The following is a 20,038-nucleotide window of genomic DNA, read 5'->3' on the forward strand; positions in this document are numbered from 1 at the left end:
ATCAGTCGTTGAGACGCCATGCCGCTGTCGCACGCCAAACTTTGGAAAGCCGTCGACAATCTGGCGCGGCGAGAGGGTCTGACGCCGTCAGCCTTGGCACGGCGCGCGGGTTTGGACGCCACCAGCTTCAATCCTTCCAAACGGTTCGGGGCGGGCGATCCGCCGCGTCCGCGCTGGCCCTCGACCGAGAGTGTGACCCTGGTTCTTCAGGCGACAGGCGTGTCCTTGGCGGACTTCGCGGCCCTGGCCGAGGATGCGCCCGAGCGGCCGGCGACCGTGCCGCTGCTGGGCCTGGCCAAGGCGGGCGACGACGGTTTCTTCGATGACGCCGGGCTGCCCACAGGCGACGGGTGGGACCAGACCGAACTGCCGCAGGCCAAGGACACCTTGTTCAGCATGACCATAGACGGCGATTCGATGTCGCCGCTCTACCGCGAGGGCGACCGGGTTCTGGTAGATCAGGAAGAGACCCGCGTCCGACGTGGAGACCGTGTCGTCGTCCGGCTGATGACCGGCGAGACCGTCGCCAAGGAAGTGGCCAGCCTGACCAGCCGCGCCGTCACCCTGGCGTCCATCAATCCCGACTATCCGCCCCGGATCGTGCCCCGACGCGACATCGAATGGATGGCGCGTATTCTGTGGGTCAGTCAGTAGCGGACATGGAAAGGCCCCGCGCGGCGAACCGGCGGGGCCTCCATCAAACCGACCAGATCTTAGTTGGCCGTAACGTAGTGGGCGTTCACCCAGCCGCCGCCCGCGATCTGCACCCATTCGCCCTGAGAACCGATGGCGGTGAAGGGCTGACCAGCCGACAGGGTGCCGGCGGTGCGATAGTTGGTGCCGGGGCCGCTGCGGATGCGCAGGTTGGACGAGGCGCGATATTGCGAGCCGTTCGACACCGAGGCCGCGCGCGCGCGCTGCTGGTTGCAGCCGATGTAGGACCCGGCGGCCGCGCCGGCGCCCGCGCCGACGATGGTGCCTGCGGTGCGTTCGTTACGGGCAAGGTTCGACCCGACCACGCCGCCGACGACGGCGCCGATCAGGGCGCCCGCACGCTGGCGACCGCCGGGGGCGTCGCAGTTGGTGACGCCGTTGGCCTGGGCCTGGGCGGCCATCGGAGCGGCGGTCACCATGGCGGCCAGAGCTGCAGCGGTGGCCAGACCGGTCTTGAAAATCTTGTTCGACATAACTCTTCTCCTGTCAGCGCGTTTGCCGATGGGGGGAGAATGCACAGACGAACCTGAAGGCTCCCGGAGCTTCGCCGTTATTTTCGGTTCATGTTCGTCGCCGCCGAGACGAGGTCAGGCGACCAGTTCGCCGTTCGCCCCCGCTTCGATCAGCGCGATCGTCTGCGGCAAACCATAGATCGCCGCGAACGAGCCGAAGCGCGGCCCCTGAGAGGCGCCCAGCAGCACTTCATACAGCGCCCCGAACCAGGCCCGTAGCGGCTCGAAGGCGTGGTCCTTGCCCACCGCATAAACCTCGTTCTGGATCAGCTCGCCGTCCGTCGTGTCGGCAGGCAGGGTTTTCAGCCGTTCCGCCAGATCACTAAGCGCCGCCTTCTCCTTGTCGTCCGGCAGGCGGTAGGACTTGGAGGGCTTCACGAAGTCCTCGTAGTAGTTCAGCGCATGGTCCATCAGCCGGTCCAGCAGCGGCTCGTTCTCGGGCGTCGCATCCGGCAGATATTTGGCGAAATAGGCCCACAGTTGCGCCTTGCTGGACGCATTGGCCACGCCTACCAGGTTCAGCAGCAGGGCGAACGACACAGGCGAGGTGTGGGTCGGCGGATCGCCCGCGTGGATCGACCAGACGGCGTTGTCGATCCGCTTGGCGGGCTCCTGCGTCTTGTAGCTTTCGATGAAGGCCAGATAGTCGTCGATCGCGCGCGGAATGACGTTGAAGTGCAACGACTTGGCCGACTTGGGCGACTGGAACATGTACCACGACAGGCTCTCTGGCGTGCCGTAGCGCAGCCATTCGTCCATCGTCAGGCCATTGCCCTTAGACTTCGAAATCTTCTTGCCCTCGATGTCCAGGAACAGTTCGTAGTTGAAGCCTTCCGGCGGGGTGCCGCCCAGGGCGCGGCAGACCTTGGAGCTTTCGCGCACGCTCTCGATCAGGTCCTTGCCCGACATCTCGTAATCGATGTCCAGCGCGACCCAGCGCATGGCCCAGTCGGGCTTCCATTGCAGCTTCACATGGCCGCCGGTGACCGGAACCTCGGTGCGGTTGCCCGCTTCGCCGGCAGGGTCTTCGAAGGTGATCGTGCCCTTCTCGACATTACGCGCCAGCGTCGGCACCTGCAGCACATGGCCGGTGATGGGGCTGATGGGCAGAAAGGGCGAATAGGTCGCGCGCCGCTCCTCGCCCAGGGTCGGCAGCATGATGGCCTGAACCGCGTCGAACCGCTCCAGCAGGGTCAAAAGGGTCGCGTCGAACCGCCCGGACATGTAGGTCTCGGTCGAGGACATGAACTCGTAATCGAACCCGAAACTGTCCAGGAACGCCTGCAGACGCGCATTGTTGTGCGCGCCGAAACTGTCATGGGTGCCGAACGGGTCGCGCACGCGGGTCAGCGACAGATGCAGGTCTTCGCGCAGCATCTCCGGGTTCGGAATGCCTTCCGGCACCTTGCGCAGGCCGTCCATGTCGTCGCTGAAGGCGATCAGGCGCGTCGGCCAGTGATCGCCGGTCAGGGCGCGGAAGGCGTTCCTCACCATGGTCGTGCGCGCCACCTCGCCGAAGGTGCCCATATGCGGCAGGCCCGACGGGCCGTAACCCGTCTCCAGGATCACCGGCCGTTGCAGCGCGGGGAAGGTCGCCAGAGCCTCATCCGCCTTGCCCGCGTCGATCAGCAGCTTGGCCGCGTCGCGCTCGGCGTCCGACAGCCGCTTCTTCAGAACATGGTTCAGAAGATTGCGGGCTTGCTCAAACGGCCAGGACTTGGCCTCGCGGGCGAGGGTTTCGAGGTTCTGCAACATGGGCGGCGGTTTGCAGTCTGCATACCGCCCGGTCAACCGCTTAGCGCCAGATCAGGCCTTGGCGGCGCCCTTCGCCGCGATGACGATGATTTCGACCAGATAGTCGGGCGAGGCCAGACGGCTTTCGCCCGTGGCGCGGGCCGGCGGATTGGCGGTGTCGACCCAGGCGTCCCAGACGCTGTTCATCGCATCGAAATCGGCCATGTCCGCCAGCCATATCTGGGCCATCAGGATGCGGGACTTGTCGCTGCCCGCCTCGGCCAACAGGGCCTCGACTTCGGCGAGGGCCGTCCTGGTCTGGGCGACCACGTCTTCGCCTGGTTCTCCGACCTGCCCCGCGAGATAGATGGTGTCGCCGTGGACGACGGCCTCGCTCATGCGGGCGCCGGCCTGGATGCGGGTGATCATGATGAAATCCTCCTTGACGTCCCGCACCTATCGCCCTGCCCGCCCCGCTGTCGAGCCCCTCAGCGGCGGTTCAGGCGGGCCACCGTCAGGCCCACCACCAGCGCCCCCGCGCCGACGATGAAGGCGTCCTCGATCAGGCCGCTCCTGGTCTGGCCTATGCGCGCCATGGCCTTCTTGCGGCCCGCCAGCGTCAGATAGGCCAGCGGAACGGCGGTCGCGACGGCGACGCCGGCGCCCAGCTTCTCCCTGCCGCGCGGCGCCAGGGCCGAACCGGCGATGCCCGCGCTCATGACCCGCGCCAGCAGACCCAGAAAGACCGTGCGGTCCGGCGCCGACTTCATCTTGTCGCCCAGCAGCTCGCCCACGCCCATCAACAGGGCGCCGAACTTGAACAGCGGCTGGTTCAGCAGAAAAACCCGCCCGGGCGTTGGCTTATGCGCCAGTTCGGCGACGGCGATGGCCGCCATAGGGGTCATGGACCGGGCGCTGGCGACGGCGCCGATGAGGGCGGACGGGAGGAGGTCGGTGGTTTTCATGTCAGATGAACACCGCAGGACGACGAGGGTTCAGCCGCGCGCGGCCAGAACGTTGCGGATCGCCAGGCTGGAGTGGATGCGCGACACGCCCGGAAGTCGCGACAGCACATCCTTGTGGATCACCTCATAGGCCGCGATGTCGGGCGCCACGGCCCGCACGATATAGTCCGCCGCCCCCGCCATCAGATAGCAGTCGCGGATTTCCGGGTGGTTCCTGACCGCCGCCTCGAACCGCCGCATATGGTCGTCGGTCTGTTTCTCCAGCGTGATCTCGACATAGGCCACCACCCCGTCGTCGGCGTCATTGGCCAGGACGGCGGCGTAGCCGCGGATCACGCCCCGCTCCTCCAGCCGCCTCACCCGTCGCAGACAGGCGGACGGCGACAGGCCGACCGCAGACGCCAGATCGGCGTTGCTGATCCGCCCCTCGGCGCGAAGCCGTTGCAGGATGCGTTGATCGACGGGATCGAACAGGGTCACAACTTTCCGCCTTCAGGCCGCAGATAATTGCGTTCAGCTTCTAACAGCCGCCGAACATTGCGCAAACAGGCAGGATCATCGAGCGACGCGAGGGTAGCTTCCGGTGAAGAAGAACAACAGGGTTGGAAGCGTCTCATGCGGGTTTTGGTGCTGGGTTCGGGCGTTATCGGCGTCACCACCGCCTGGTATCTGAACCAGGCAGGGCATGAGGTCGTCGTGGTCGACCGCGAAAGCGGCCCGGCGCTGGAGACCAGCTTCGCCAATGCGGGTCAGGTCTCGCCCGGCTATTCCGCGCCGTGGGCCGCGCCGTCGATCCCGGTCAAGGCGATGAAGTGGCTGTTGATGCGCCACGCCCCGCTGATCATCCGCCCGCAACTGGACATGGCCATGATCCGCTGGACCCTGGCCATGCTGCGCAACTGCACCCACGAACGCTATGCGCTGAACAAGGGCCGCATGGTGCGTCTGGCCGAATACAGCCGCGACCAGCTGGACCTGCTGCGCCGCCAGACCGGCATCGCCTACGACGGCCGTCAGCAGGGCACGCTGCAACTGTTCCGCACCGAGAAACAGCTGGCCGACGTGCACAAGGACGTCGACGTCCTGCGCGCCCAGGGCGTCCCGTGCGAGGTTCTGGACCCCGCAGGCTGCATCGCCGCCGAGCCGGGTCTGGCGGCGTCCGACGTTCCTTTCGTCGGCGGCCTGCGCCTGCCGAACGACGAGACGGGGGACTGTTTCCTGTTCACCAACGCCCTGGCGAAACTGGCGGCGGCACAGGGCGTGGTCTTCCACAATGGCGTCCAGGTCCACGGCCTGACCGAAGCCAATGGTCGTATCGTCGGCGCCCGCACCAGCATGGGCGCGCTTCAGGCCGACGCCGTGGTGGTGGCCCTGGGCTCCTATTCGCCGCAGATGGTCGCGCCGTTGGGGCTGAAGCTGCCGGTCTATCCGGTGAAGGGCTATTCGATCACGGCCCGGATCACCGACGCCGACCGCGCGCCCGTCTCGACCGTCATGGACGAGAGCTACAAGGTGGCCATCACCCGTCTGGGCGACCGCATCCGGGTCGGCGGCATGGCCGAACTGTCCGGCTACAACAACAGCCTGCCCCTCCTGCGCCGCGAGACGCTGGAACAGTCGGTCGGCAGTTTGTTCCCCGGCGGCGGCGACCTGAAGGGCGCCAGCTACTGGTCCGGCCTGCGCCCCATGACCCCCGACGGCACGCCCGTCATCGGCGCCACACGGCTTCCGGGGCTCTATCTGAACACCGGCCACGGCACCCTGGGCTGGACCATGGCCTGCGGCTCCGCCCGCGTCCTTGCCGACACCCTGGGCGGCGCCAAGCCCGAGATCGAAACGCACGACCTGTCCCTGAACCGCTATGGATCATGGGCGGGGGCGTTTGCGCCGGGTTACGCTTGACCCTGAGACAGCCCTGCGGTCTTTGCGCCGTCTGATGAAGACTGCTGATTTCGATTTCGACCTGCCCGAGGACCGCATCGCCCTGCGTCCGGCAGATCCGCGCGATTCCGCCCGCCTGCTGGTGGTCGATGGGGATGCGCTTCAGGATCGGATCATTCGCGACCTGCCCGACTTCCTGCACCCCGGCGATGCCCTGGTGTTCAACGACACCCGCGTGATCCCCGCCCGTCTGTCCGGTGTGCGCCAGCGTCCTAACCTCGTCGTCGGCGGGCCGGAAGGCGACACATTGACGGTCGAGGTCGAGGCCACCCTGCACCACCGCGACGCCCCCGACGTCTGGTCCGCCTTCATGAAGCCGGGCAAGCGCATCAAGCCGGGTGACAGGATCAGGTTCGGCCTCAGCACCGACGCCGCCTGCGACCTGGGCCGTCTGGACGCCACTGTCACGGCCAAGGGCGACGACGGCCTGATCACGCTGACGTTCGACCTGGCCGGCCCGGCGCTGGACGACGCCATCCGCGATGTCGGGGTCATGCCCCTGCCGCCCTATATCGCAGCCAAACGGCCCGAGGACGACCGCGACCGTTCCGACTATCAGACGGTCTATGCCCAGCATGACGGTTCGGTCGCCGCCCCCACGGCGGGCCTGCACTTCACCCCTGCCCTGCTGGACGCCATCCGGGCGCGCGGCGTCTCGACCCACGCCGTGACCCTGCACGTCGGCGCCGGCACCTTCCTGCCGGTCAAGGCCGACGATCTGGCCGACCACAGGATGCACAGCGAATGGGGCGAGGTCTCGCCGGAGACCGCCGCCGCACTGAACGCCGTCCATGCGAACGGCGGCCGCATCGTCTGCGTCGGCACCACCAGCCTGCGGCTGCTGGAAAGCGCCACGGCCGAGGACGGCGAGATCAAACCCTTCCACGGCGACACGGCCATCTTCATCACGCCCGGTTATCGGTTCCGGGCGGTCGATGTGCTGATGACCAACTTCCACCTGCCCAAATCGACGCTGTTCATGCTGGTCAGCGCCTTCGCCGGTCAGGCCGTGATGAAGACGGCCTACGCTCACGCGGTGGCGGACGGCTATCGCTTCTATTCCTATGGCGACGGGTCGCTGCTGTTCCGCGACTGATCGCGGCTCAGGGCCAAAGGCGCTGCCTATCCCAGGCGTTGCTGTTCCGATCGAACCTTAGACGATCATGCAGGCGGAACGGTCGGTCGCGCCAGAACTCCACCGATCGCGGCGTGACGCGCCAGCCGGTCCAGCGGTCCGGACGCGGCACCTCCTGACCATCGAACCGCGCGGTTTCGCGACCGACCGCCTCCTCCAAGGCCGCGCGATCCGACAGCGGGCGCGATTGGTCCGAGGCCCAGGCGCCGATCCGGCTTTCGCGCGCGCGGCTGGCGAAATAAGCGTCGGCCTCGGCGGGCGTCACCGGCTCGACCGCGCCGCGCACCCGCACCTGACGACGCAGCGACTTCCAGTGAAAGGTCAGGGCGGCGGCGGGACGACCCGCCAGCTCGACGCCCTTGGCGCTCTCGCTGTTGGAATAGAAGGTGAAGCCGCGCGCATCGACGTCCTTCAACAGCACGATCCGCGCATCGGGCAGGCCATCCGCATCGACGGTGGACAGGGTCATGGCGTTGGCGTCGTTCGGCTCGTGCGCCCGCGCGTCGGCCAGCCATTCGATGAACAGGCCGATGGGTTCGGTCCGCGCGAAGATGCTCTCGTCGCCATTGGCGGCCAGGGCGGCGGCGTAGTCGCGGGCGTATTCCTCACGCGACGGGCTGGGCGGGATCACGGATGCGGTCATGACGCCGGTCTAGCCTCTGAGTTTCTCCGTGCAAATGATCGAGGTCAAAAACGGCCGCCTCTGGATCACGGTTAACCGCCCATTGACGCTGATCGGCGAACGATTGCGTCCATGAGCGCGCACCGTCCTTCATCCGACGTCTCCGGCGTCCGCGAGGCCCTGGCCGTCCTGGGCGTCGCCGCCGATGTCGACGCGCCGAAGTTGAAGGCGGCCTTCCGAGAGGCGGTGAAGGCGGCGCGGCCGGATCAGGCGGGCGGCGACGCCGAGCGTTTCCGGCGCGTGATTGCGGCCTATCGCCTGATCCAGGCGCACCAGCCCGGTCGGGCCGCCCTGGCCCCGCCCCGCATCCGCCCGGCGCCCGCGCCGGTCCTGGCCCTGTCGCCGATGCAGGCCCTGGCCGGTGGCAAGGTGGAGGTCAGGCTGGGCGCCCGGACCGTGCGCGTCACGACGCCGAAGGGCCTGCGCACCGGCGATCATCTGCGATTGCGACAGGGGGCGGCGGACGGAGCGGACCTGTATCTGGCGGTGCTGATCCGGCCCGAAGACGGCCTGTCGGCCATGGGCGACGACCTGTTCATGTCCTGGCCGGTCGAGCGGCGCCTGATGGCCGATGGCGGACGGGTGGAGATCGAGACACATATGGGAACCCGCTCGGCCTGGATCACGGCGGATATGGCCGCGCCCGTTCGGGTACGGCTGAAAGGATTGGGCCTGCCCGCGCGCGGATCGCGGGCGGCGGGGCATCTGTTCGTCACCCTGACGCCGTCGTCGGACACCCCGTCGGCAGCCGAAGACCTGCTGGTCCGGTTCACGCGGGTCTGGACGCAGGATCGTCTGGCGGCCTAAGTCGGGCCCATGTCGCACAACACCTTCGGCCATCTGTTTCGCGTGACCACCTGGGGCGAGAGCCACGGCCCGGCCATTGGCTGCGTGGTCGACGGCTGCCCGCCGCTGCTGCCCTTGACCGAGGCCGACATCCAGCCGTGGCTGGACCAGCGCAAGCCCGGCGGCAGCCGCTTCGTGACCCAGCGCAAGGAAAGCGACACGGCGCGCATCCTGTCGGGCGTGTTCGACGACGGCGACGGCCCCGTCACCACCGGCACGCCCATCTCGATCCTGATCGAAAACGAGGACCAGCGGTCCAAGGACTATGGCGAGATCTCCCGCGCCTATCGGCCGGGCCACGCCGACTACGCCTACCAGGCCAAATACGGCGTGCGCGACCACAGGGGCGGCGGACGCTCTTCGGCGCGCGAGACCGCCAGCCGCGTGGCGGCCGGCGCCGTGGCGCGCAAGGTGCTGGGCGAAGGCGTGAAAATCCGTGCGGGCGTGGTCCAGATCGGTCCGCACCGGATCGCGCCCGACCAGATGGACTTCGACGCGGTGGGCGGCAATCCGCTGTTCGCCGCCTCGACCGAGGTCGTGCCGGCGTGGGAGGCTTATCTGGACGGCGTCCGCAAGGCCGGGTCGTCGGTCGGCGCCGTGGTGGCGCTGGAGGTCACGGGCGTTCCGGCCGGCTGGGGCGCGCCGATCTACGGCAAGCTGGATTCCGAACTGGCGGCGGCCCTGATGTCGATCAACGCCGCTAAGGGCGTGGAGATCGGCGCCGGCTTCGACGCCGCCGAACTGACGGGCGAGGAAAACGCCGACGAGATGCGGCTGGACCTGAACAAGCAGCCGGTCTTCCTGTCGAACAAGGCGGGCGGCGTGCTGGGCGGCATTTCGACGGGCCAGCCGGTCACGGCGCGCGTGGCGTTCAAGCCGACCTCCTCCATCCTGACCCTGCGCCAGACCATCACCCGCGACGGCGAGGAGACGGACCTGCGCACCAAGGGCCGCCACGACCCCTGCGTCGCCCTGCGGGCCGTGCCGGTGGTCGAGGCCATGGCCGCCTGCGTCCTGGCCGACGCCTTCCTGAGACACCGCGCCCAGGTCGGATAGGGTTCAGCGGCTCGCCCGCCGTCGCACGACGTCGGCCGGTGGAATGGGAACAGCTTTAGGCGCCGGCCGCACGACCGCCAGCGGTCTTTCTTCGCGCTGCATCAGGGCGACCAGGCCCGCCAGTCCCGTGGTCATCACGATCATCGCTCGACTCCTGCAACTGCGAACTGTTTGCAGGTTTGCGCATGTCTGGCGGTCGTGCAAGAGCCTGTTTCGGCAGCTTGGAAAACAGGAGATCAACCGTGCGTGAAGACGGGAAGCTGGACTATCTGGAACTGCCGGCCGCCGACCTGCCGGAAACCAAGGCCTTCTACAGTCAGGCGTTCGGCTGGACCTTCATGGACTATGGCCCGACCTACGCCGCCTTCGACCAGGGGCTGGACGGCGGCTTCGACGCCGATCCGGCCGACCGGACGCCCGCGCCCCTGCCCGTGCTCTACGCCCATGATCTGCACGCCATGCTGACCCGCGTCGAGGCGGCGGGCGGGCGCATCGTCAAGCCGATCTACGCCTTCCCCGGGGGGCGGCGTTTCCACTTCGTCGATCCGGCCGGGACCGAAATGGCGGTCTGGTCCGAGACCTGAAACCTCAGCGCGGATCCACCGACTGGCCGATCCGCTCGGCCAGATCACGGTCCGCGCCCACGACGCTGGCGATCCAGACGTGGATTTCCTTGGGCGTCGTCGTGCGCTGGAACAGATGCTCCATCGCCAGACGCCGGCCGCCTTCGTTGACGACGATGGAGGTCCGGCCGCCGGTGCGGATCATGTCCCCGTCATAGATGGGAAACTGCGACGACGGCCCGGCGTAGATCATGGCCAGGGTCAGGTCGCCGCGCTGGATGCGATAGATGGCCGCGTCCGCGCCTGCCCGCGCCGGGACCATGACCACGCCGGCCGGCAGTTCGATGCGGAACGGCAGGGCGGCGATCCCCGCCGCATCCAGCGCGGCAGGAGCGGGTGCTGCCGCGGGCGCGGGCGCAGACGGCTGTGTCGTAGGCGAAACCTGCGCCGGAGCCGGCGTCGTCGTGAGTCGAGCGGCAGGCGCGGCGGTTGTCGGGCGGCTGGGGCTCGTCGCCTGAAGCGCAGGTGTTTGGGCGCGCGGCGTCGTCGACGCGGACTGTGGCGCGGCGACGGGCGCAGGCGCTGGCGTCGTGGCGCGCGGGGTCGCCGATGCGGCGGCGGGCGGGGCGCTGTTCAGATCGCGCGTCAGGTCGCTGCCGGCGCGCGGGGGCGGGGCGGCCTGACCGGACAGGGCGACGGCGGTGGCGAGGGCGATCAGGGTCATGGCCGGACCATCGCGCGGCGCGGCCGGGTTCGCAAGCGCGGCCTCACGCCTTGGGGATCAGAACCCAGAAGGTCGCGCCCTCGCCCGGCGCCGAGATCACGCCGATGGAGCCGCCCTGCAGCTCGACCAGCCGCTTGGCCAGCGCCAGGCCGACGCCGTGCCCCTCGACGGTCGAACGTTCCAGCCCCAGACGGTTGAACGGTTCGAACAGCTGAGCCTGTTTCTGCAAGGACAGACCGGGGCCGAAGTCGCTGACCTCGATCCGCACACAGTCTTCGGCGCGCAGCGCGCGCAGGACGATGCCCCCGCCCGACGCGCCGTATTTCAGCGCATTGATCGTCAGATTGGTGACGACCTGGGCCAGACGCTGGGAATCCGCCACGGCGACCAGTCCGTCGCCCTCGCACACCACGTCGATCGCGACCTTGCCGGCGGCGTCCGCCCGCAACAGACAATTGCGTCGCACATCCTCCAGAAGGCCCGGAATGTCGGTGGGCCGCAGATCGACCCTGACGGCGCCGGATTCCGCCCGCGCGACATCCAGCAGATCGTGCGCCAAGGCTTCGACCTGCCGCGCCGTGGCGACCAGCATGCCGGACATCTCGGCCTGTTGCGGCGTGATCGGCCCCAACTGGCCCTGACGCCACAGGTCGCCGATGCCGATAATGCCCGCGACCGGGCTCTTGATCTCGTGGGCGACGTTGGCCAGCAGGCGCGACTTGGCCTCGGACGCCTTCTCCGCACGTTCGCGGCCCAGCCGCGCGCGCTCGGCCAGCACGTCGCGCTCTTCCAGCAGGGAGGCGACCAGCAGGATCGGCATATAGCCGATCAGCACCAGCATCTGGGCCATCATGACCTGCTCGGCCGTGCCGCCTTGCCTGTAGGGCCCATGCCCCATCATGGCGCCGCCGACGGAAAGCAGGGCCACCAGGACCAGGGTGAAGGCCGTGCCCGCAACGCCAAGCCGAACGGCGATGGCCATCAGCAGCGGCAGCAGGAAGAAGCCCGGCGTCCCGTACCCGCTGAAGCTGACGTAGTAGAAGAGGACTACACAGCCCAGCAGCAAGCCCGCCTCGATCATCTTCGCCGGCCGCGTCAGACGCGCCACGGTGGCGTGCGTCAGCGAAAGCCCCATTGAACCCAGCACCGCAATGCCCAGCGCATGACCGAACCACCAGGTCTGGAAGCCTTGCCAGACGTTCGGCTGGCCGCTCTGCCACTGAATCAACACGCTGCACAGGGCGGCGGGGATGGGCGCCAGCACGGCCGCAAAGAACAGGAAGCCGGCCGCACCGTTCAGGGTGGACAGATTCAGCGTCGGGGCGAAACGACGCGCCAACAGAATGGCGGCGACGATCTCGATCATGCCGGCGGCCGTGAAGGCCAGCGCGAGCAGCGGCTTGTTGCCCGCGATGATCTCGCCGATCAGAATGCTGATCGTCAGCACGGCTGCGAACATCAGGTCGCTGGCGCGCCCCCGGCTGGTGCGCAGCCAGACCGCAATGGCGACCCCGCTCGCGCCCCACAGGGCGGCGACCAGGCCGGTCGAGCGGCCGTAGGCGATGGCCATGGCGACCAGAACGGCCACCGCCACGCCGGTCAGAACCGGCGCCAGCGGCTGAAAGGCCTCAGGACCGTTGCGGCGGTCCGACGAAGATTGGGCAGCCTTCGGCGCCGTCGTCGAGGAGACGGGAGGGACATCGCTGTTGAGCACGCGGCTCACCATCATGAAAGCGTCCTGACCGAATGTCGTCAGGCGCACATGACCACAGGGTTCCTAACATCCCTTAAAGTTGGAAGTTCAACTTTTGATTGAACAGCTTAACCGCAGCGGCTGCACCGCCGTCATAACTCCAGATTCCTCCGCTGACGGCCACGAAATCCGCGCCCGCACGCGCCACGGCCTCGGCCGTATCGACGGTGATGCCGCCGATGGCGACGCAGGGCGTCTCCACCGTTTCCTGCCAGACGGTCAGAAGCTCCAGCGGGGGCGTATGCACCGTGTCCTTGGTCGCCGTCGGATAAAAGGCCCCGAAGGCGACGTAGTCCGCCCCAACCTCCGCCGCGTCCCACGCCAGGTCGCGGTCGTCGTGGCAGGTGACGCCGATCATGGCGTCCGGCCCCATGATCCGCCGCGCCTCGGCCAACGAGCCGTCCTCCTGCCCGATATGCACACCGTCGCAGCCGGTGGCGCGCGCCAGATCGGGCCGGTCGTTCAGAATCACCGCCACGTCGTATCGCCGCGCGATCGGGGCCAGCGCCGCCACGGCTTCCCGGATCACCTCGTCGTCCGCAGGCTTCAGCCGGATTTGCAGCGCCGCCACGTCGCCGGCAGCCAGCGCCTGATCCAGAACCGTCGCAAAGGCGTCCAGATCGGGAATGGACGGCGGCGTGATCAGATACAGCCGGCACGGCGGGCGGTCGGGGACGGTGGGTGTCTTGGCCATGGTTGTCCTTCCCTCCCCTGCGACGTCGCGTCAACGGTCACGGACGCCCAAGGCGTGAGAACGACTTGCAATCGCCATACGGGGTGCTATAGCGAACCATTCTCAGTCGGTGGATCGCGTAGAACACTCGTGTACGTCTGCAACTGCAACGGCCTTCGCAAGCGGGATGTGGCCCAGTCCATCGAGGCGGGCGCCCAGCGACCGCGCGACATCTTCGCCAGTCATCAATGCCAGGCGCAGTGCGCCAAATGCGTCTGCGAAATGCGCCAGATGATCCAGGACAGCCGCGAAGCGTTCGCACTCGCAGCCGAATAGGTCTCGCGCCCATCGCGGCCGAAAATCACTCGCACTATCAATGTAGTGATAAAAACTCGCAAATAAACAATGCGGGTTTTACTGTGGTATTGCCTCGCTCGACAGACGGCGATTGCGCCGTAGTGAGACCAAGGACCATGGCCATGAAGGGCGATCCCGCAATCCTGCGCACGCTGAACGCAGTTCTGACCAACGAACTGACGGCGGTGAACCAGTATTTCCTGCATGCGCGCATGTTCGAAAGCTGGGGTCTGGCCCACCTGGGCAATGTCATCTACGAAGAATCGATCGGCGAGATGAAGCACGCCGACATGCTGATCAAACGCATCCTCTTCCTGGACGGCCTGCCGAACCTGCAGGACCTGCACAAGCTGAAGGTGGGCGAAGATCCCATCGAATGCCTGGGCGCCGATCTGCAGCTGGAGCTGGACAGCCGCGCGACCACCGCCGCCGCCGTGACCCAGTGCGAGGAAGCCCGCGACTACGTCAGCCGCGACCTCTTGATGAAAATTCTGGCCGACACCGAAGAGCATATCGACTTCCTGGAAAACCAGCACAAGCTGATCCAGCTGATGGGCGCGCAAAACTATCTTCAGTCGGCCATGAAGGAGATCGTGACCGACAGCGCCGCCACCGGCGGCTGATGGGAACCGTGGTCCGCTCCGGTCATTAGCCTTTCGAGGGTAAGCTGGAGCGCACCATGACCGATATAGACGACGCCATCGACGACGTGCGCGACGCCGCCGCGGACCTGCTGAACAGCCAGGGCCGCAGCACCGGCCATGTGGTGGCGGGCATCGCCCTGACCGTCGGCTTCGCCCTTCTGGCCCACACCATCGCCTCGGGCGCGTTGAAGCCCCGTCGCAACCTCAAACAGGTGCGCGACAAGGATCTGCCGATCACTGAAAAGCCCAAAGGGGCGTTCAGCCTGATCTTGCCGGCGGTGTTCTCGGCCACCACCCTGTCGGCGGTGCGCGTCTGGAACGCGCCCCCGCAGAAGGAGCGCACCCGCGCCATGGGCCTTTGGGTCGCCGCTCAGACAGTGAACGCCGTCTGGTTGGGCCTGCGCCCGTCCTCCATGGCGCGACAGGTGATGGCCGCCATGTCTTCGGCCGGCCTCGCCGCCGCCTTCGCCCATGAAGCGCGCAAGCTGGACGAAGGCGCCGGCAAGATGGCCGCGCCGACCGGGTCTGGGGTGCGGCTGGGCAACTTCCTGCATCGCAAGGCCGACGACGCCTCGCGCGAGCGCACCCTGCATTAGAGCGCGCCGGCTTGGCCCTTGCCCCACCTTGCCCTTTCCAAGGGCTTCCTCTAGGGATCGCGCCCTTCGCCACGCTCCGGAACGGTCGCGCGGGCGCAACCCCAATTCCGATGTGACCCCATGAAGATCAACGGCAACACCATCAAGCCCGGCATGGTCCTGCAGCACAACGGCGGCCTGTGGGTCGTCACCAAGGCCAGCCACGTCAAGCCCGGCAAGGGCGGCGCCTTCGCCAACGTCGAGGCCAAGAACCTCGAAACCGGCAACAAGCTGAACGAACGCTTCCGGTCGGAAGACAAGGTCGAGCGCGTGACGCTGGAGCAGAAGGACTTCTCCTATCTGTTCGACAACGGCGACAGCCTGGTCTTCATGGACGACGCCACCTACGAGCAGATCGAACTGCAGAAGGACTGGGTCGGCGAAGAGCGCATCCCCTATCTGCAAGAAGGCATGAAGGTCGTGATCGAGATGCACGAAGAGCGTCCGATCGGCCTGGAACTGCCCGATCAGGTCGTGCTGGAAGTGGCCGAGACCGAGCCGACGGTGAAGGGCCAGACCGCCTCGTCGTCCTACAAGCCCGCGCTGGCCTCGAACGGCGTGCGCATCATGATCCCGCCCTATATGTCGGCCGGCGAACGCATCGTCGTCGACACGACCAGCGGCGAATACGTCCGCCGAGCGGACTGATTTTATGGGGTGAGCGAGGGGTGTTAGTGAGCAAGAGGTGAGCGAAAGCGCCTCCAGCTCACCTCTTCGCTCACCAGCACTTTTCACTGACGTCGCTTGGACGTCGCCCCTCTGAACTTCTCCGACTGTCCGGCCGCGGCTTTGAAGGACTTTCGGACCAGGAGATCCCCCGATGGCCCTCGCCTCCGCCCTGCTCCAAGTCATGACCGATGCGGTGCGCAAGACCGCCCGTCCGATGCTGCGCGACTTCGGCGAAGTCTCCCAGCTTCAGGTGTCGCGCAAGGGCCCCGGCGATTTCGTCACCGCCGCCGACCTGAAGGCGGAAGACACCCTGTTCGAACTGCTGATGAAGGCCCGCCCCGGCTACGGTTTCCTGGGCGAGGAGCGCGGCATGGTCGAGGGGACGGACAAGTCTCACACCTGGATCGTCGATCCGATCGACGGCACCACCAACTTCATGCACGCCATGCCCCATTTCGCCATCACGGTGGGGCTGGAGCGCCGGGCGCCCGACGGCTCGTCCGAGATCGTCGCGGGCGTCACCTACAATCCGGTGATGAACGAGCTGTTCTGGGCCGAAAAGGGCAAGGGCTGCTATCTGAACGACCAGCGCATCCGCGTCGCCGGCCGTCGCGACCTGTCCGAAAGCCTGATCGCCACCGGCCTGCCCTTCATCGGCAAATCGGGTCACGCCCAGGCCATCAAGGACATCCACGCCGTCGGCCAGCGCGTCGCGGGCATCCGCCGCCTGGGCTCTGCCGCCCTGGACTTCGCCTGGGTCGCCGCCGGTCGCTACGACGCCTATTACGAGCGCAATCTGAAGCCCTGGGACGTGGCTGCGGGCATCCTGTTCGTCACCGAGGCGGGCGGGCGCGTCACCACCATCGATAACGACGGCGATCCCAAGACGGGCGTTTCCGTCCTGGCGTCCAACAGCGAACTGCATCCGCATCTGCGCAAGGTGCTGCAGGGGGCCTAGGCTCAAGGCCCCTGCCTCCCCGGCGAGGAGGCGGAGCATCGGGGGCTGTCACGCCCGCGTCGCGTCCCCGCCCTATCCAGCGGCCATGATCCGCGCCATCCTGACCGCCCTGATCCTGTTCACAGGAGCCCCCGCCGTGGCCCAGCCCCTGATCATCGCCCACCGCGGCGCGTCGGGCGAACGGCCCGAACACACCCGTTCCGCCTATGAACTGGCCATCGAACAGGGCGCGGACGTGATCGAGCCCGATCTGGTCATGTCGAAAGACGGCGTCTTCATCGACCGGCATGAGAACGAGATCGGCGGCACGACAGATGTCGCCAGCCGCCCCGAGTACGCCGACCGCAAGACCACCAAGACCATAGACGGCGTCGCGACCACCGGCTGGTTCACCGAAGACTTCACCCTGGCCGAGTTGAAGACCCTGCGGGCCAAGGAGCGGCTGCCCGCATTCCGCCTCGGCAGCGCCGCCTTCGACGGGCAGGAGCCGATCCTGACGTTCGATGAGGTGGTCGCCATCGCCCGCACGGCTTCGGCTCGGACGGGGCGAACCATCGCCGTAGCGCCAGAGCTGAAGCACCCGACCTATTTCGCCGGGATCGGCCTGCCGATGGAGGACGCCTTCGTCGCCGAACTGGAGCGACTGCACCTGACAGGCGCCGACGCCCCCATCATCATCCAGTGTTTCGAGGTCGGGCCGCTGGAGCGTCTGTCGCGTCGCATCCAGGCGCCTCTGGCCCAGTTGATCGCCGCATCCGGCGGACCGGCCGACCGGCCCGGTCTGACCTATGCCGAAATGATCACGCCCGAGGGACTGATGGCCATGACCGCCTACGCAGCCTGGGTCGCGCCGGAGATGACCCTGGTCCTGCCCCGCGACGCCGAGGGGCGCACCACCACGCCCAGCGCTCTGGTGGCCGACGCCCATGCCGTGGGGCTGAAGGTCGTGGTCTGGACTCTGCGGGCCGAGAACGCCTTTCTGCCCGCCGAACGCCGTCGAGGCGACGGTTTCGCCGAGCACGGCGACATGGCGGGCTACGCCGCGGCCTTCGCCGAGGCCGGCGTAGATGCGATATTCAGCGACTTCCCTGCGCTGGCGCGGGCTGGCCTGTAGAGCTTCGCTTCAGCCGGCGCGGAACTGCAGTTCCGCCAGACGCGCATACAGCCCGCCCTTGGCGACCAGTTGGTCGTGCGTCCCCTCCTCCACCACGCGGCCGTCGTCCATCACCACGATGCGGTCGGCGCGCAGGACGGTGGCCAGGCGGTGGGCGATGACTAGGGTGGTGCGCTCTTCCATCGCCTGATCCAGCGCGACCTGGACCAGGCGTTCGCTCTCGGCGTCTAGGGCGCTGGTGGCTTCGTCCAGCAGCAGGATCGGGGCGTCGCGGACCAGGGCGCGGGCGATGGCCAGACGCTGGCGCTGACCGCCAGACAGACTCTTGCCGCGTTCGCCCAGCGGCGTGTCGAATCCTTCCGGCAGGGCGTCGATGAAGCCGAGCGCCTGGGCCTTCTCGGCGACGGCGCGGGCCTCCTCCAGGGTCGTATCTTCGCGACCAAAGCGGATGTTTTCCAGCGCGGAGCCCGAGAACAACGGCGTCTCCTGCGACACCCAGGCGAAGCGGTCGCGCACGGCGACAGGATCGGCTTGACGCACATCGACGCCGTCGACCGAGACCATGCCCGTCTGCGGATCATAAAAGCGCAGCAGCAGGCGGAAAACGGTGGACTTGCCCGCGCCTGACGGGCCGACCAGCGCCACGGTCTCGCCCGGCCGCACGGTCAGGCTGAACCCCTTCAGCGCCGGCAGGTCGGGCCGCCCCGGATAGGAGAAGCCGACGGCCGACATCGACAGTTCCCCGCGCGGCGGTTGAGGCAGGGCCGCGACATGAGCGGGCGGCGCGATGCCGGGCACGGCGCGCATCAACTCCTCGATCCGCTCCATGGCGCCCGCGGCCTTCTGCACGTCGCCCCAGCTTTCGCCCAGCGCGCCCACGGCCCCGGCGGCGAAGACCGACAGCAGCACGAACTGCAACAGGGCGCCGGGCGTCATGACGCCCTTCACCACGTCCTGGGCGCCCAACCACAGCACCAGGGTAACCCCGCCGAACATGACGACGATGATCAGGGCGGTCATCCAGGCGCGGGCCTGCATCCGAGTCAGGGAGGCGTTGAAGGCGTCCTCCACCGCCGCGCCGAAACGGTCGATGGCGCTGCGTTCACGACCGAAGGCCTGAACGGTCTCGATGGCGTCCACGCTCTCGCCGGCGAAACCGACGGCGTTGGCGAAGCGATCCTGCGACGCCACGGTCAGTTTGCGGACGCGGCGACCGAAGATGAAGATCGGCCCCAGGAGGAAGGGCACGATCAGCAGGACGAGGCCGGTCAGCTTGGGGCTGACGAAGAACAGCAGGATCACGCCCCCGATCAGGGTCAGGAAGTTGCGAAGCGCATAGGAGATCGAGGTCGTCATCAGCGTCTCGACCAGCGCAATGTCGGTGGTCAGGCGCGATAGCACCTCGCCCGTGCGCATATGGGCGTAGAAGGACGGGTCCAGCGTCAGGATGCGGCCGAACAGACCCTTGCGGACATCGGCGATGACGCGCTCGCCCGTGCGGGTGACGAAATAGTAGCGGGCCGCCGTCGCCAGCCCCAGGAACAGGGCGTTGGCGCCCAGCAGCAGGAACCAGATGTTCAGATTGGCGCCGCCCGCCTCGAATCCATGATCGATGGCGCCGCGCGCCAGGGCCGTCAGACCTAGGGAGGCGGCGGTGGACAAGAGCAGCCAGAACACCGCCATCAGGGCGTGTCCCTTGTGCCGCAGGGCGAAGGGGATCAGGCGCGCCAGCGGGCGGATGTCGCGGCGTTTGGCGCGCTTGGCCCCCGCCTCGTTCATCTGGTCGGCCAGAAGGGCGCCGGCGCTGGGCCGCCCCTCGACGGAAGCCAGACCGGAAGCGCGATTGGAGGGGGCGGAGGCGGTCTGATCGGTCATGGCGCCCGCCTCTTGCCCCGGAACGCCCCCCGGTGTAAACGCCGCGCTCTTTTCCGCTGGACCTTTCAGCGGGATTCTCATTTTCACGCGCACAGACGGTCGGCATCGTCACCGCGCCAGAGACTGGACGACGACCATGAAAGCGGACACGCATCCCGACTATCACTTCATCACCGTGGTGATGACCGACGGCACCTCCTACCAGACCCGTTCGACCTACGGTAAGGAAGGCGACACGCTGAACCTGGATATCGATCCGACGACGCACCCGGCCTGGACCGGCGGCAACGCCCAGCTGATGGACCGCGGCGGCCGCGTCTCGCGCTTCAACAACAAGTTCGCCGGCTTCATCAAGAAGTAAGGCCCGACTTGAGACTTCGCTGCGACATACTGCAGCAAACAGGTCACCAGGAGCGTCGGTCGAAAGGCCGGCGCTTTTTGTTTGACCGGAACACCGATAATGTAAGGACGTTCGGGTACCAGGGGCA

General features: G+C 67.5%; 24 protein-coding genes. 13 read left to right on the forward strand and 11 right to left on the reverse strand.

Annotation, left to right across the window (positions count from 1 at the left end):
* Positions 1–18: 18 nt before the first annotated feature.
* On the forward strand, positions 19–654 hold the full coding sequence (locus B3Z70_RS13760) for a S24 family peptidase (RefSeq protein ID WP_292021698.1): 636 nt from the start codon (positions 19–21) through the stop codon (positions 652–654).
* Between the two features lie 59 nt (positions 655–713).
* On the opposite strand, the gene B3Z70_RS13765 is transcribed toward B3Z70_RS13760, so the two are convergent.
* The 5 genes from B3Z70_RS13765 to B3Z70_RS13785 all read right to left on the reverse strand — a co-directional run bounded on the left by B3Z70_RS13765 (position 714) and on the right by B3Z70_RS13785 (position 4,405).
* The gene (locus B3Z70_RS13765; protein WP_292021700.1) at positions 714–1,187 is read right to left on the reverse strand and encodes an SH3 domain-containing protein; all 474 of its coding nucleotides are present in this window, start codon (positions 1,185–1,187) and stop codon (positions 714–716) included.
* A gap of 114 nt (positions 1,188–1,301) precedes the next feature.
* On the reverse strand, positions 1,302–2,981 hold the full coding sequence (locus tag B3Z70_RS13770) for a lysine--tRNA ligase (RefSeq protein ID WP_292021702.1): 1,680 nt from the start codon (positions 2,979–2,981) through the stop codon (positions 1,302–1,304).
* A gap of 51 nt (positions 2,982–3,032) precedes the next feature.
* Entirely contained in the window at positions 3,033–3,389 is a 357-nt protein-coding gene (locus B3Z70_RS13775) for a RidA family protein (protein ID WP_292021704.1), read from the reverse strand.
* A 59-nt stretch (positions 3,390–3,448) separates the two neighbouring features.
* Positions 3,449–3,925, reverse strand: coding sequence for a hypothetical protein (locus B3Z70_RS13780; protein ID WP_292045774.1), 477 nt, complete (start codon positions 3,923–3,925; stop codon positions 3,449–3,451).
* Between the two features lie 30 nt (positions 3,926–3,955).
* Positions 3,956–4,405 carry an Lrp/AsnC family transcriptional regulator gene (locus tag B3Z70_RS13785; protein ID WP_292021708.1) on the reverse strand — a complete coding sequence of 150 codons (450 nt, stop codon included), beginning with the start codon at positions 4,403–4,405 and terminating at the stop codon, positions 3,956–3,958.
* 135 nt (positions 4,406–4,540) lie between these two features.
* Between B3Z70_RS13785 and B3Z70_RS13790 the strand changes: the two genes are divergently transcribed.
* Together B3Z70_RS13790 and queA are read left to right on the forward strand one after the other, a co-directional pair.
* Entirely contained in the window at positions 4,541–5,827 is a 1,287-nt protein-coding gene (locus tag B3Z70_RS13790; protein WP_292021710.1) for a D-amino acid dehydrogenase, read from the forward strand.
* A gap of 34 nt (positions 5,828–5,861) precedes the next feature.
* Positions 5,862–6,962, forward strand: coding sequence for a tRNA preQ1(34) S-adenosylmethionine ribosyltransferase-isomerase QueA (gene queA, locus B3Z70_RS13795; protein ID WP_292021711.1), 1,101 nt, complete (start codon positions 5,862–5,864; stop codon positions 6,960–6,962).
* A 7-nt stretch (positions 6,963–6,969) separates the two neighbouring features.
* Here the strand turns inward: queA and pdxH are convergent, their stop codons facing one another.
* Complete coding sequence (pdxH, locus tag B3Z70_RS13800) at positions 6,970–7,644, reverse strand: pyridoxamine 5'-phosphate oxidase (RefSeq protein WP_292021713.1); 675 nt, start codon at positions 7,642–7,644, stop codon at positions 6,970–6,972.
* Between the two features lie 111 nt (positions 7,645–7,755).
* On the opposite strand from pdxH, the gene B3Z70_RS13805 reads away from it, so the two are divergent.
* Both B3Z70_RS13805 and aroC read left to right on the forward strand, forming a co-directional pair.
* Positions 7,756–8,490, forward strand: a complete 735-nt coding sequence (locus tag B3Z70_RS13805) for a J domain-containing protein (RefSeq protein WP_292045775.1) — start codon at positions 7,756–7,758, stop codon at positions 8,488–8,490.
* 9 nt (positions 8,491–8,499) lie between these two features.
* Positions 8,500–9,585 (forward strand): chorismate synthase, encoded by a 1,086-nt coding sequence (gene aroC, locus B3Z70_RS13810; protein WP_292022915.1) that lies wholly within the window; start codon positions 8,500–8,502, stop codon positions 9,583–9,585.
* Between the two features lie 3 nt (positions 9,586–9,588).
* Here aroC and B3Z70_RS13815 read toward each other — a convergent pair whose 3' ends face one another.
* Positions 9,589–9,729, reverse strand: coding sequence for a hypothetical protein (locus tag B3Z70_RS13815; RefSeq protein ID WP_292022916.1), 141 nt, complete (start codon positions 9,727–9,729; stop codon positions 9,589–9,591).
* Between the two features lie 98 nt (positions 9,730–9,827).
* Here B3Z70_RS13815 and B3Z70_RS13820 point away from each other — a divergent pair, with 98 nt between their 5' ends.
* Entirely contained in the window at positions 9,828–10,169 is a 342-nt protein-coding gene (locus B3Z70_RS13820; protein ID WP_292022918.1) for a VOC family protein, read from the forward strand.
* A 4-nt stretch (positions 10,170–10,173) separates the two neighbouring features.
* Here the strand turns inward: B3Z70_RS13820 and B3Z70_RS13825 are convergent, their stop codons facing one another.
* The 3 genes from B3Z70_RS13825 to thiE are packed head-to-tail and all read right to left on the reverse strand — an operon-like array spanning position 10,174 to position 13,319.
* Positions 10,174–10,872 carry a hypothetical protein gene (locus tag B3Z70_RS13825; RefSeq protein WP_292045776.1) on the reverse strand — a complete coding sequence of 233 codons (699 nt, stop codon included), beginning with the start codon at positions 10,870–10,872 and terminating at the stop codon, positions 10,174–10,176.
* Between the two features lie 43 nt (positions 10,873–10,915).
* On the reverse strand, positions 10,916–12,601 hold the full coding sequence (locus B3Z70_RS13830) for a sensor histidine kinase (RefSeq protein WP_292045777.1): 1,686 nt from the start codon (positions 12,599–12,601) through the stop codon (positions 10,916–10,918).
* Between the two features lie 58 nt (positions 12,602–12,659).
* Positions 12,660–13,319, reverse strand: coding sequence for a thiamine phosphate synthase (gene thiE / locus B3Z70_RS13835; protein ID WP_292023776.1), 660 nt, complete (start codon positions 13,317–13,319; stop codon positions 12,660–12,662).
* A 129-nt stretch (positions 13,320–13,448) separates the two neighbouring features.
* On the opposite strand from thiE, the gene B3Z70_RS13840 reads away from it, so the two are divergent.
* The 6 genes from B3Z70_RS13840 (at position 13,449) to B3Z70_RS13865 (ending at position 17,675) form a co-directional block, all read left to right on the forward strand.
* Positions 13,449–13,634, forward strand: a complete 186-nt coding sequence (locus B3Z70_RS13840; RefSeq protein ID WP_087119906.1) for a (2Fe-2S)-binding protein — start codon at positions 13,449–13,451, stop codon at positions 13,632–13,634.
* A gap of 143 nt (positions 13,635–13,777) precedes the next feature.
* On the forward strand, positions 13,778–14,278 hold the full coding sequence (bfr, locus tag B3Z70_RS13845; RefSeq protein WP_292023774.1) for a bacterioferritin: 501 nt from the start codon (positions 13,778–13,780) through the stop codon (positions 14,276–14,278).
* A gap of 56 nt (positions 14,279–14,334) precedes the next feature.
* Positions 14,335–14,895 (forward strand): tryptophan-rich sensory protein, encoded by a 561-nt coding sequence (locus tag B3Z70_RS13850; protein ID WP_248118923.1) that lies wholly within the window; start codon positions 14,335–14,337, stop codon positions 14,893–14,895.
* 120 nt (positions 14,896–15,015) lie between these two features.
* Positions 15,016–15,582 carry an elongation factor P gene (gene efp, locus B3Z70_RS13855; protein ID WP_017504556.1) on the forward strand — a complete coding sequence of 189 codons (567 nt, stop codon included), beginning with the start codon at positions 15,016–15,018 and terminating at the stop codon, positions 15,580–15,582.
* Positions 15,583–15,754: 172 nt separating this feature from the next.
* Positions 15,755–16,561, forward strand: a complete 807-nt coding sequence (locus tag B3Z70_RS13860) for an inositol monophosphatase family protein (RefSeq protein ID WP_292023772.1) — start codon at positions 15,755–15,757, stop codon at positions 16,559–16,561.
* Positions 16,562–16,646: 85 nt separating this feature from the next.
* Positions 16,647–17,675, forward strand: a complete 1,029-nt coding sequence (locus B3Z70_RS13865; protein WP_292023769.1) for a glycerophosphodiester phosphodiesterase — start codon at positions 16,647–16,649, stop codon at positions 17,673–17,675.
* A gap of 9 nt (positions 17,676–17,684) precedes the next feature.
* On the opposite strand, the gene B3Z70_RS13870 is transcribed toward B3Z70_RS13865, so the two are convergent.
* On the reverse strand, positions 17,685–19,550 hold the full coding sequence (locus B3Z70_RS13870; RefSeq protein ID WP_292023767.1) for an ABC transporter transmembrane domain-containing protein: 1,866 nt from the start codon (positions 19,548–19,550) through the stop codon (positions 17,685–17,687).
* A 136-nt stretch (positions 19,551–19,686) separates the two neighbouring features.
* Between B3Z70_RS13870 and rpmE the strand changes: the two genes are divergently transcribed.
* Positions 19,687–19,911 (forward strand): 50S ribosomal protein L31, encoded by a 225-nt coding sequence (rpmE, locus tag B3Z70_RS13875; RefSeq protein ID WP_087119900.1) that lies wholly within the window; start codon positions 19,687–19,689, stop codon positions 19,909–19,911.
* The last annotated feature ends 127 nt before the right edge of the window (positions 19,912–20,038 follow it).

The sequence above is a fragment of the Brevundimonas sp. UBA6550 genome (genome assembly GCF_002434505.1).
Classification (GTDB): domain Bacteria; phylum Pseudomonadota; class Alphaproteobacteria; order Caulobacterales; family Caulobacteraceae; genus Brevundimonas.

Excerpts from the sequence above, each read along its gene's own strand:
- B3Z70_RS13825 (WP_292045776.1), bottom strand. The coding sequence starts at position 10,872 with ATGACCCTGATCGCCCTCGCCACCGCCGTCGCCCTGTCCGGTCAGGCC.
- B3Z70_RS13760 (WP_292021698.1), top strand. The coding sequence starts at position 19 with ATGCCGCTGTCGCACGCCAAACTTTGGAAAGCCGTCGACAATCTGGCG.
- B3Z70_RS13870 (WP_292023767.1), bottom strand. The coding sequence starts at position 19,550 with ATGACCGATCAGACCGCCTCCGCCCCCTCCAATCGCGCTTCCGGTCTG.
- rpmE (WP_087119900.1), top strand. The coding sequence starts at position 19,687 with ATGAAAGCGGACACGCATCCCGACTATCACTTCATCACCGTGGTGATG.
- efp (WP_017504556.1), top strand. The coding sequence starts at position 15,016 with ATGAAGATCAACGGCAACACCATCAAGCCCGGCATGGTCCTGCAGCAC.
- B3Z70_RS13775 (WP_292021704.1), bottom strand. The coding sequence starts at position 3,389 with ATGATCACCCGCATCCAGGCCGGCGCCCGCATGAGCGAGGCCGTCGTC.
- B3Z70_RS13770 (WP_292021702.1), bottom strand. The coding sequence starts at position 2,981 with ATGTTGCAGAACCTCGAAACCCTCGCCCGCGAGGCCAAGTCCTGGCCG.
- B3Z70_RS13815 (WP_292022916.1), bottom strand. The coding sequence starts at position 9,729 with ATGATCGTGATGACCACGGGACTGGCGGGCCTGGTCGCCCTGATGCAG.
- B3Z70_RS13790 (WP_292021710.1), top strand. The coding sequence starts at position 4,541 with ATGCGGGTTTTGGTGCTGGGTTCGGGCGTTATCGGCGTCACCACCGCC.
- queA (WP_292021711.1), top strand. The coding sequence starts at position 5,862 with ATGAAGACTGCTGATTTCGATTTCGACCTGCCCGAGGACCGCATCGCC.
- aroC (WP_292022915.1), top strand. The coding sequence starts at position 8,500 with ATGTCGCACAACACCTTCGGCCATCTGTTTCGCGTGACCACCTGGGGC.
- B3Z70_RS13805 (WP_292045775.1), top strand. The coding sequence starts at position 7,756 with ATGAGCGCGCACCGTCCTTCATCCGACGTCTCCGGCGTCCGCGAGGCC.
- B3Z70_RS13865 (WP_292023769.1), top strand. The coding sequence starts at position 16,647 with ATGATCCGCGCCATCCTGACCGCCCTGATCCTGTTCACAGGAGCCCCC.
- B3Z70_RS13780 (WP_292045774.1), bottom strand. The coding sequence starts at position 3,925 with ATGAAAACCACCGACCTCCTCCCGTCCGCCCTCATCGGCGCCGTCGCC.
- B3Z70_RS13850 (WP_248118923.1), top strand. The coding sequence starts at position 14,335 with ATGACCGATATAGACGACGCCATCGACGACGTGCGCGACGCCGCCGCG.
- B3Z70_RS13765 (WP_292021700.1), bottom strand. The coding sequence starts at position 1,187 with ATGTCGAACAAGATTTTCAAGACCGGTCTGGCCACCGCTGCAGCTCTG.
- B3Z70_RS13830 (WP_292045777.1), bottom strand. The coding sequence starts at position 12,601 with ATGATGGTGAGCCGCGTGCTCAACAGCGATGTCCCTCCCGTCTCCTCG.
- pdxH (WP_292021713.1), bottom strand. The coding sequence starts at position 7,644 with ATGACCGCATCCGTGATCCCGCCCAGCCCGTCGCGTGAGGAATACGCC.
- thiE (WP_292023776.1), bottom strand. The coding sequence starts at position 13,319 with ATGGCCAAGACACCCACCGTCCCCGACCGCCCGCCGTGCCGGCTGTAT.
- B3Z70_RS13860 (WP_292023772.1), top strand. The coding sequence starts at position 15,755 with ATGGCCCTCGCCTCCGCCCTGCTCCAAGTCATGACCGATGCGGTGCGC.
- bfr (WP_292023774.1), top strand. The coding sequence starts at position 13,778 with ATGAAGGGCGATCCCGCAATCCTGCGCACGCTGAACGCAGTTCTGACC.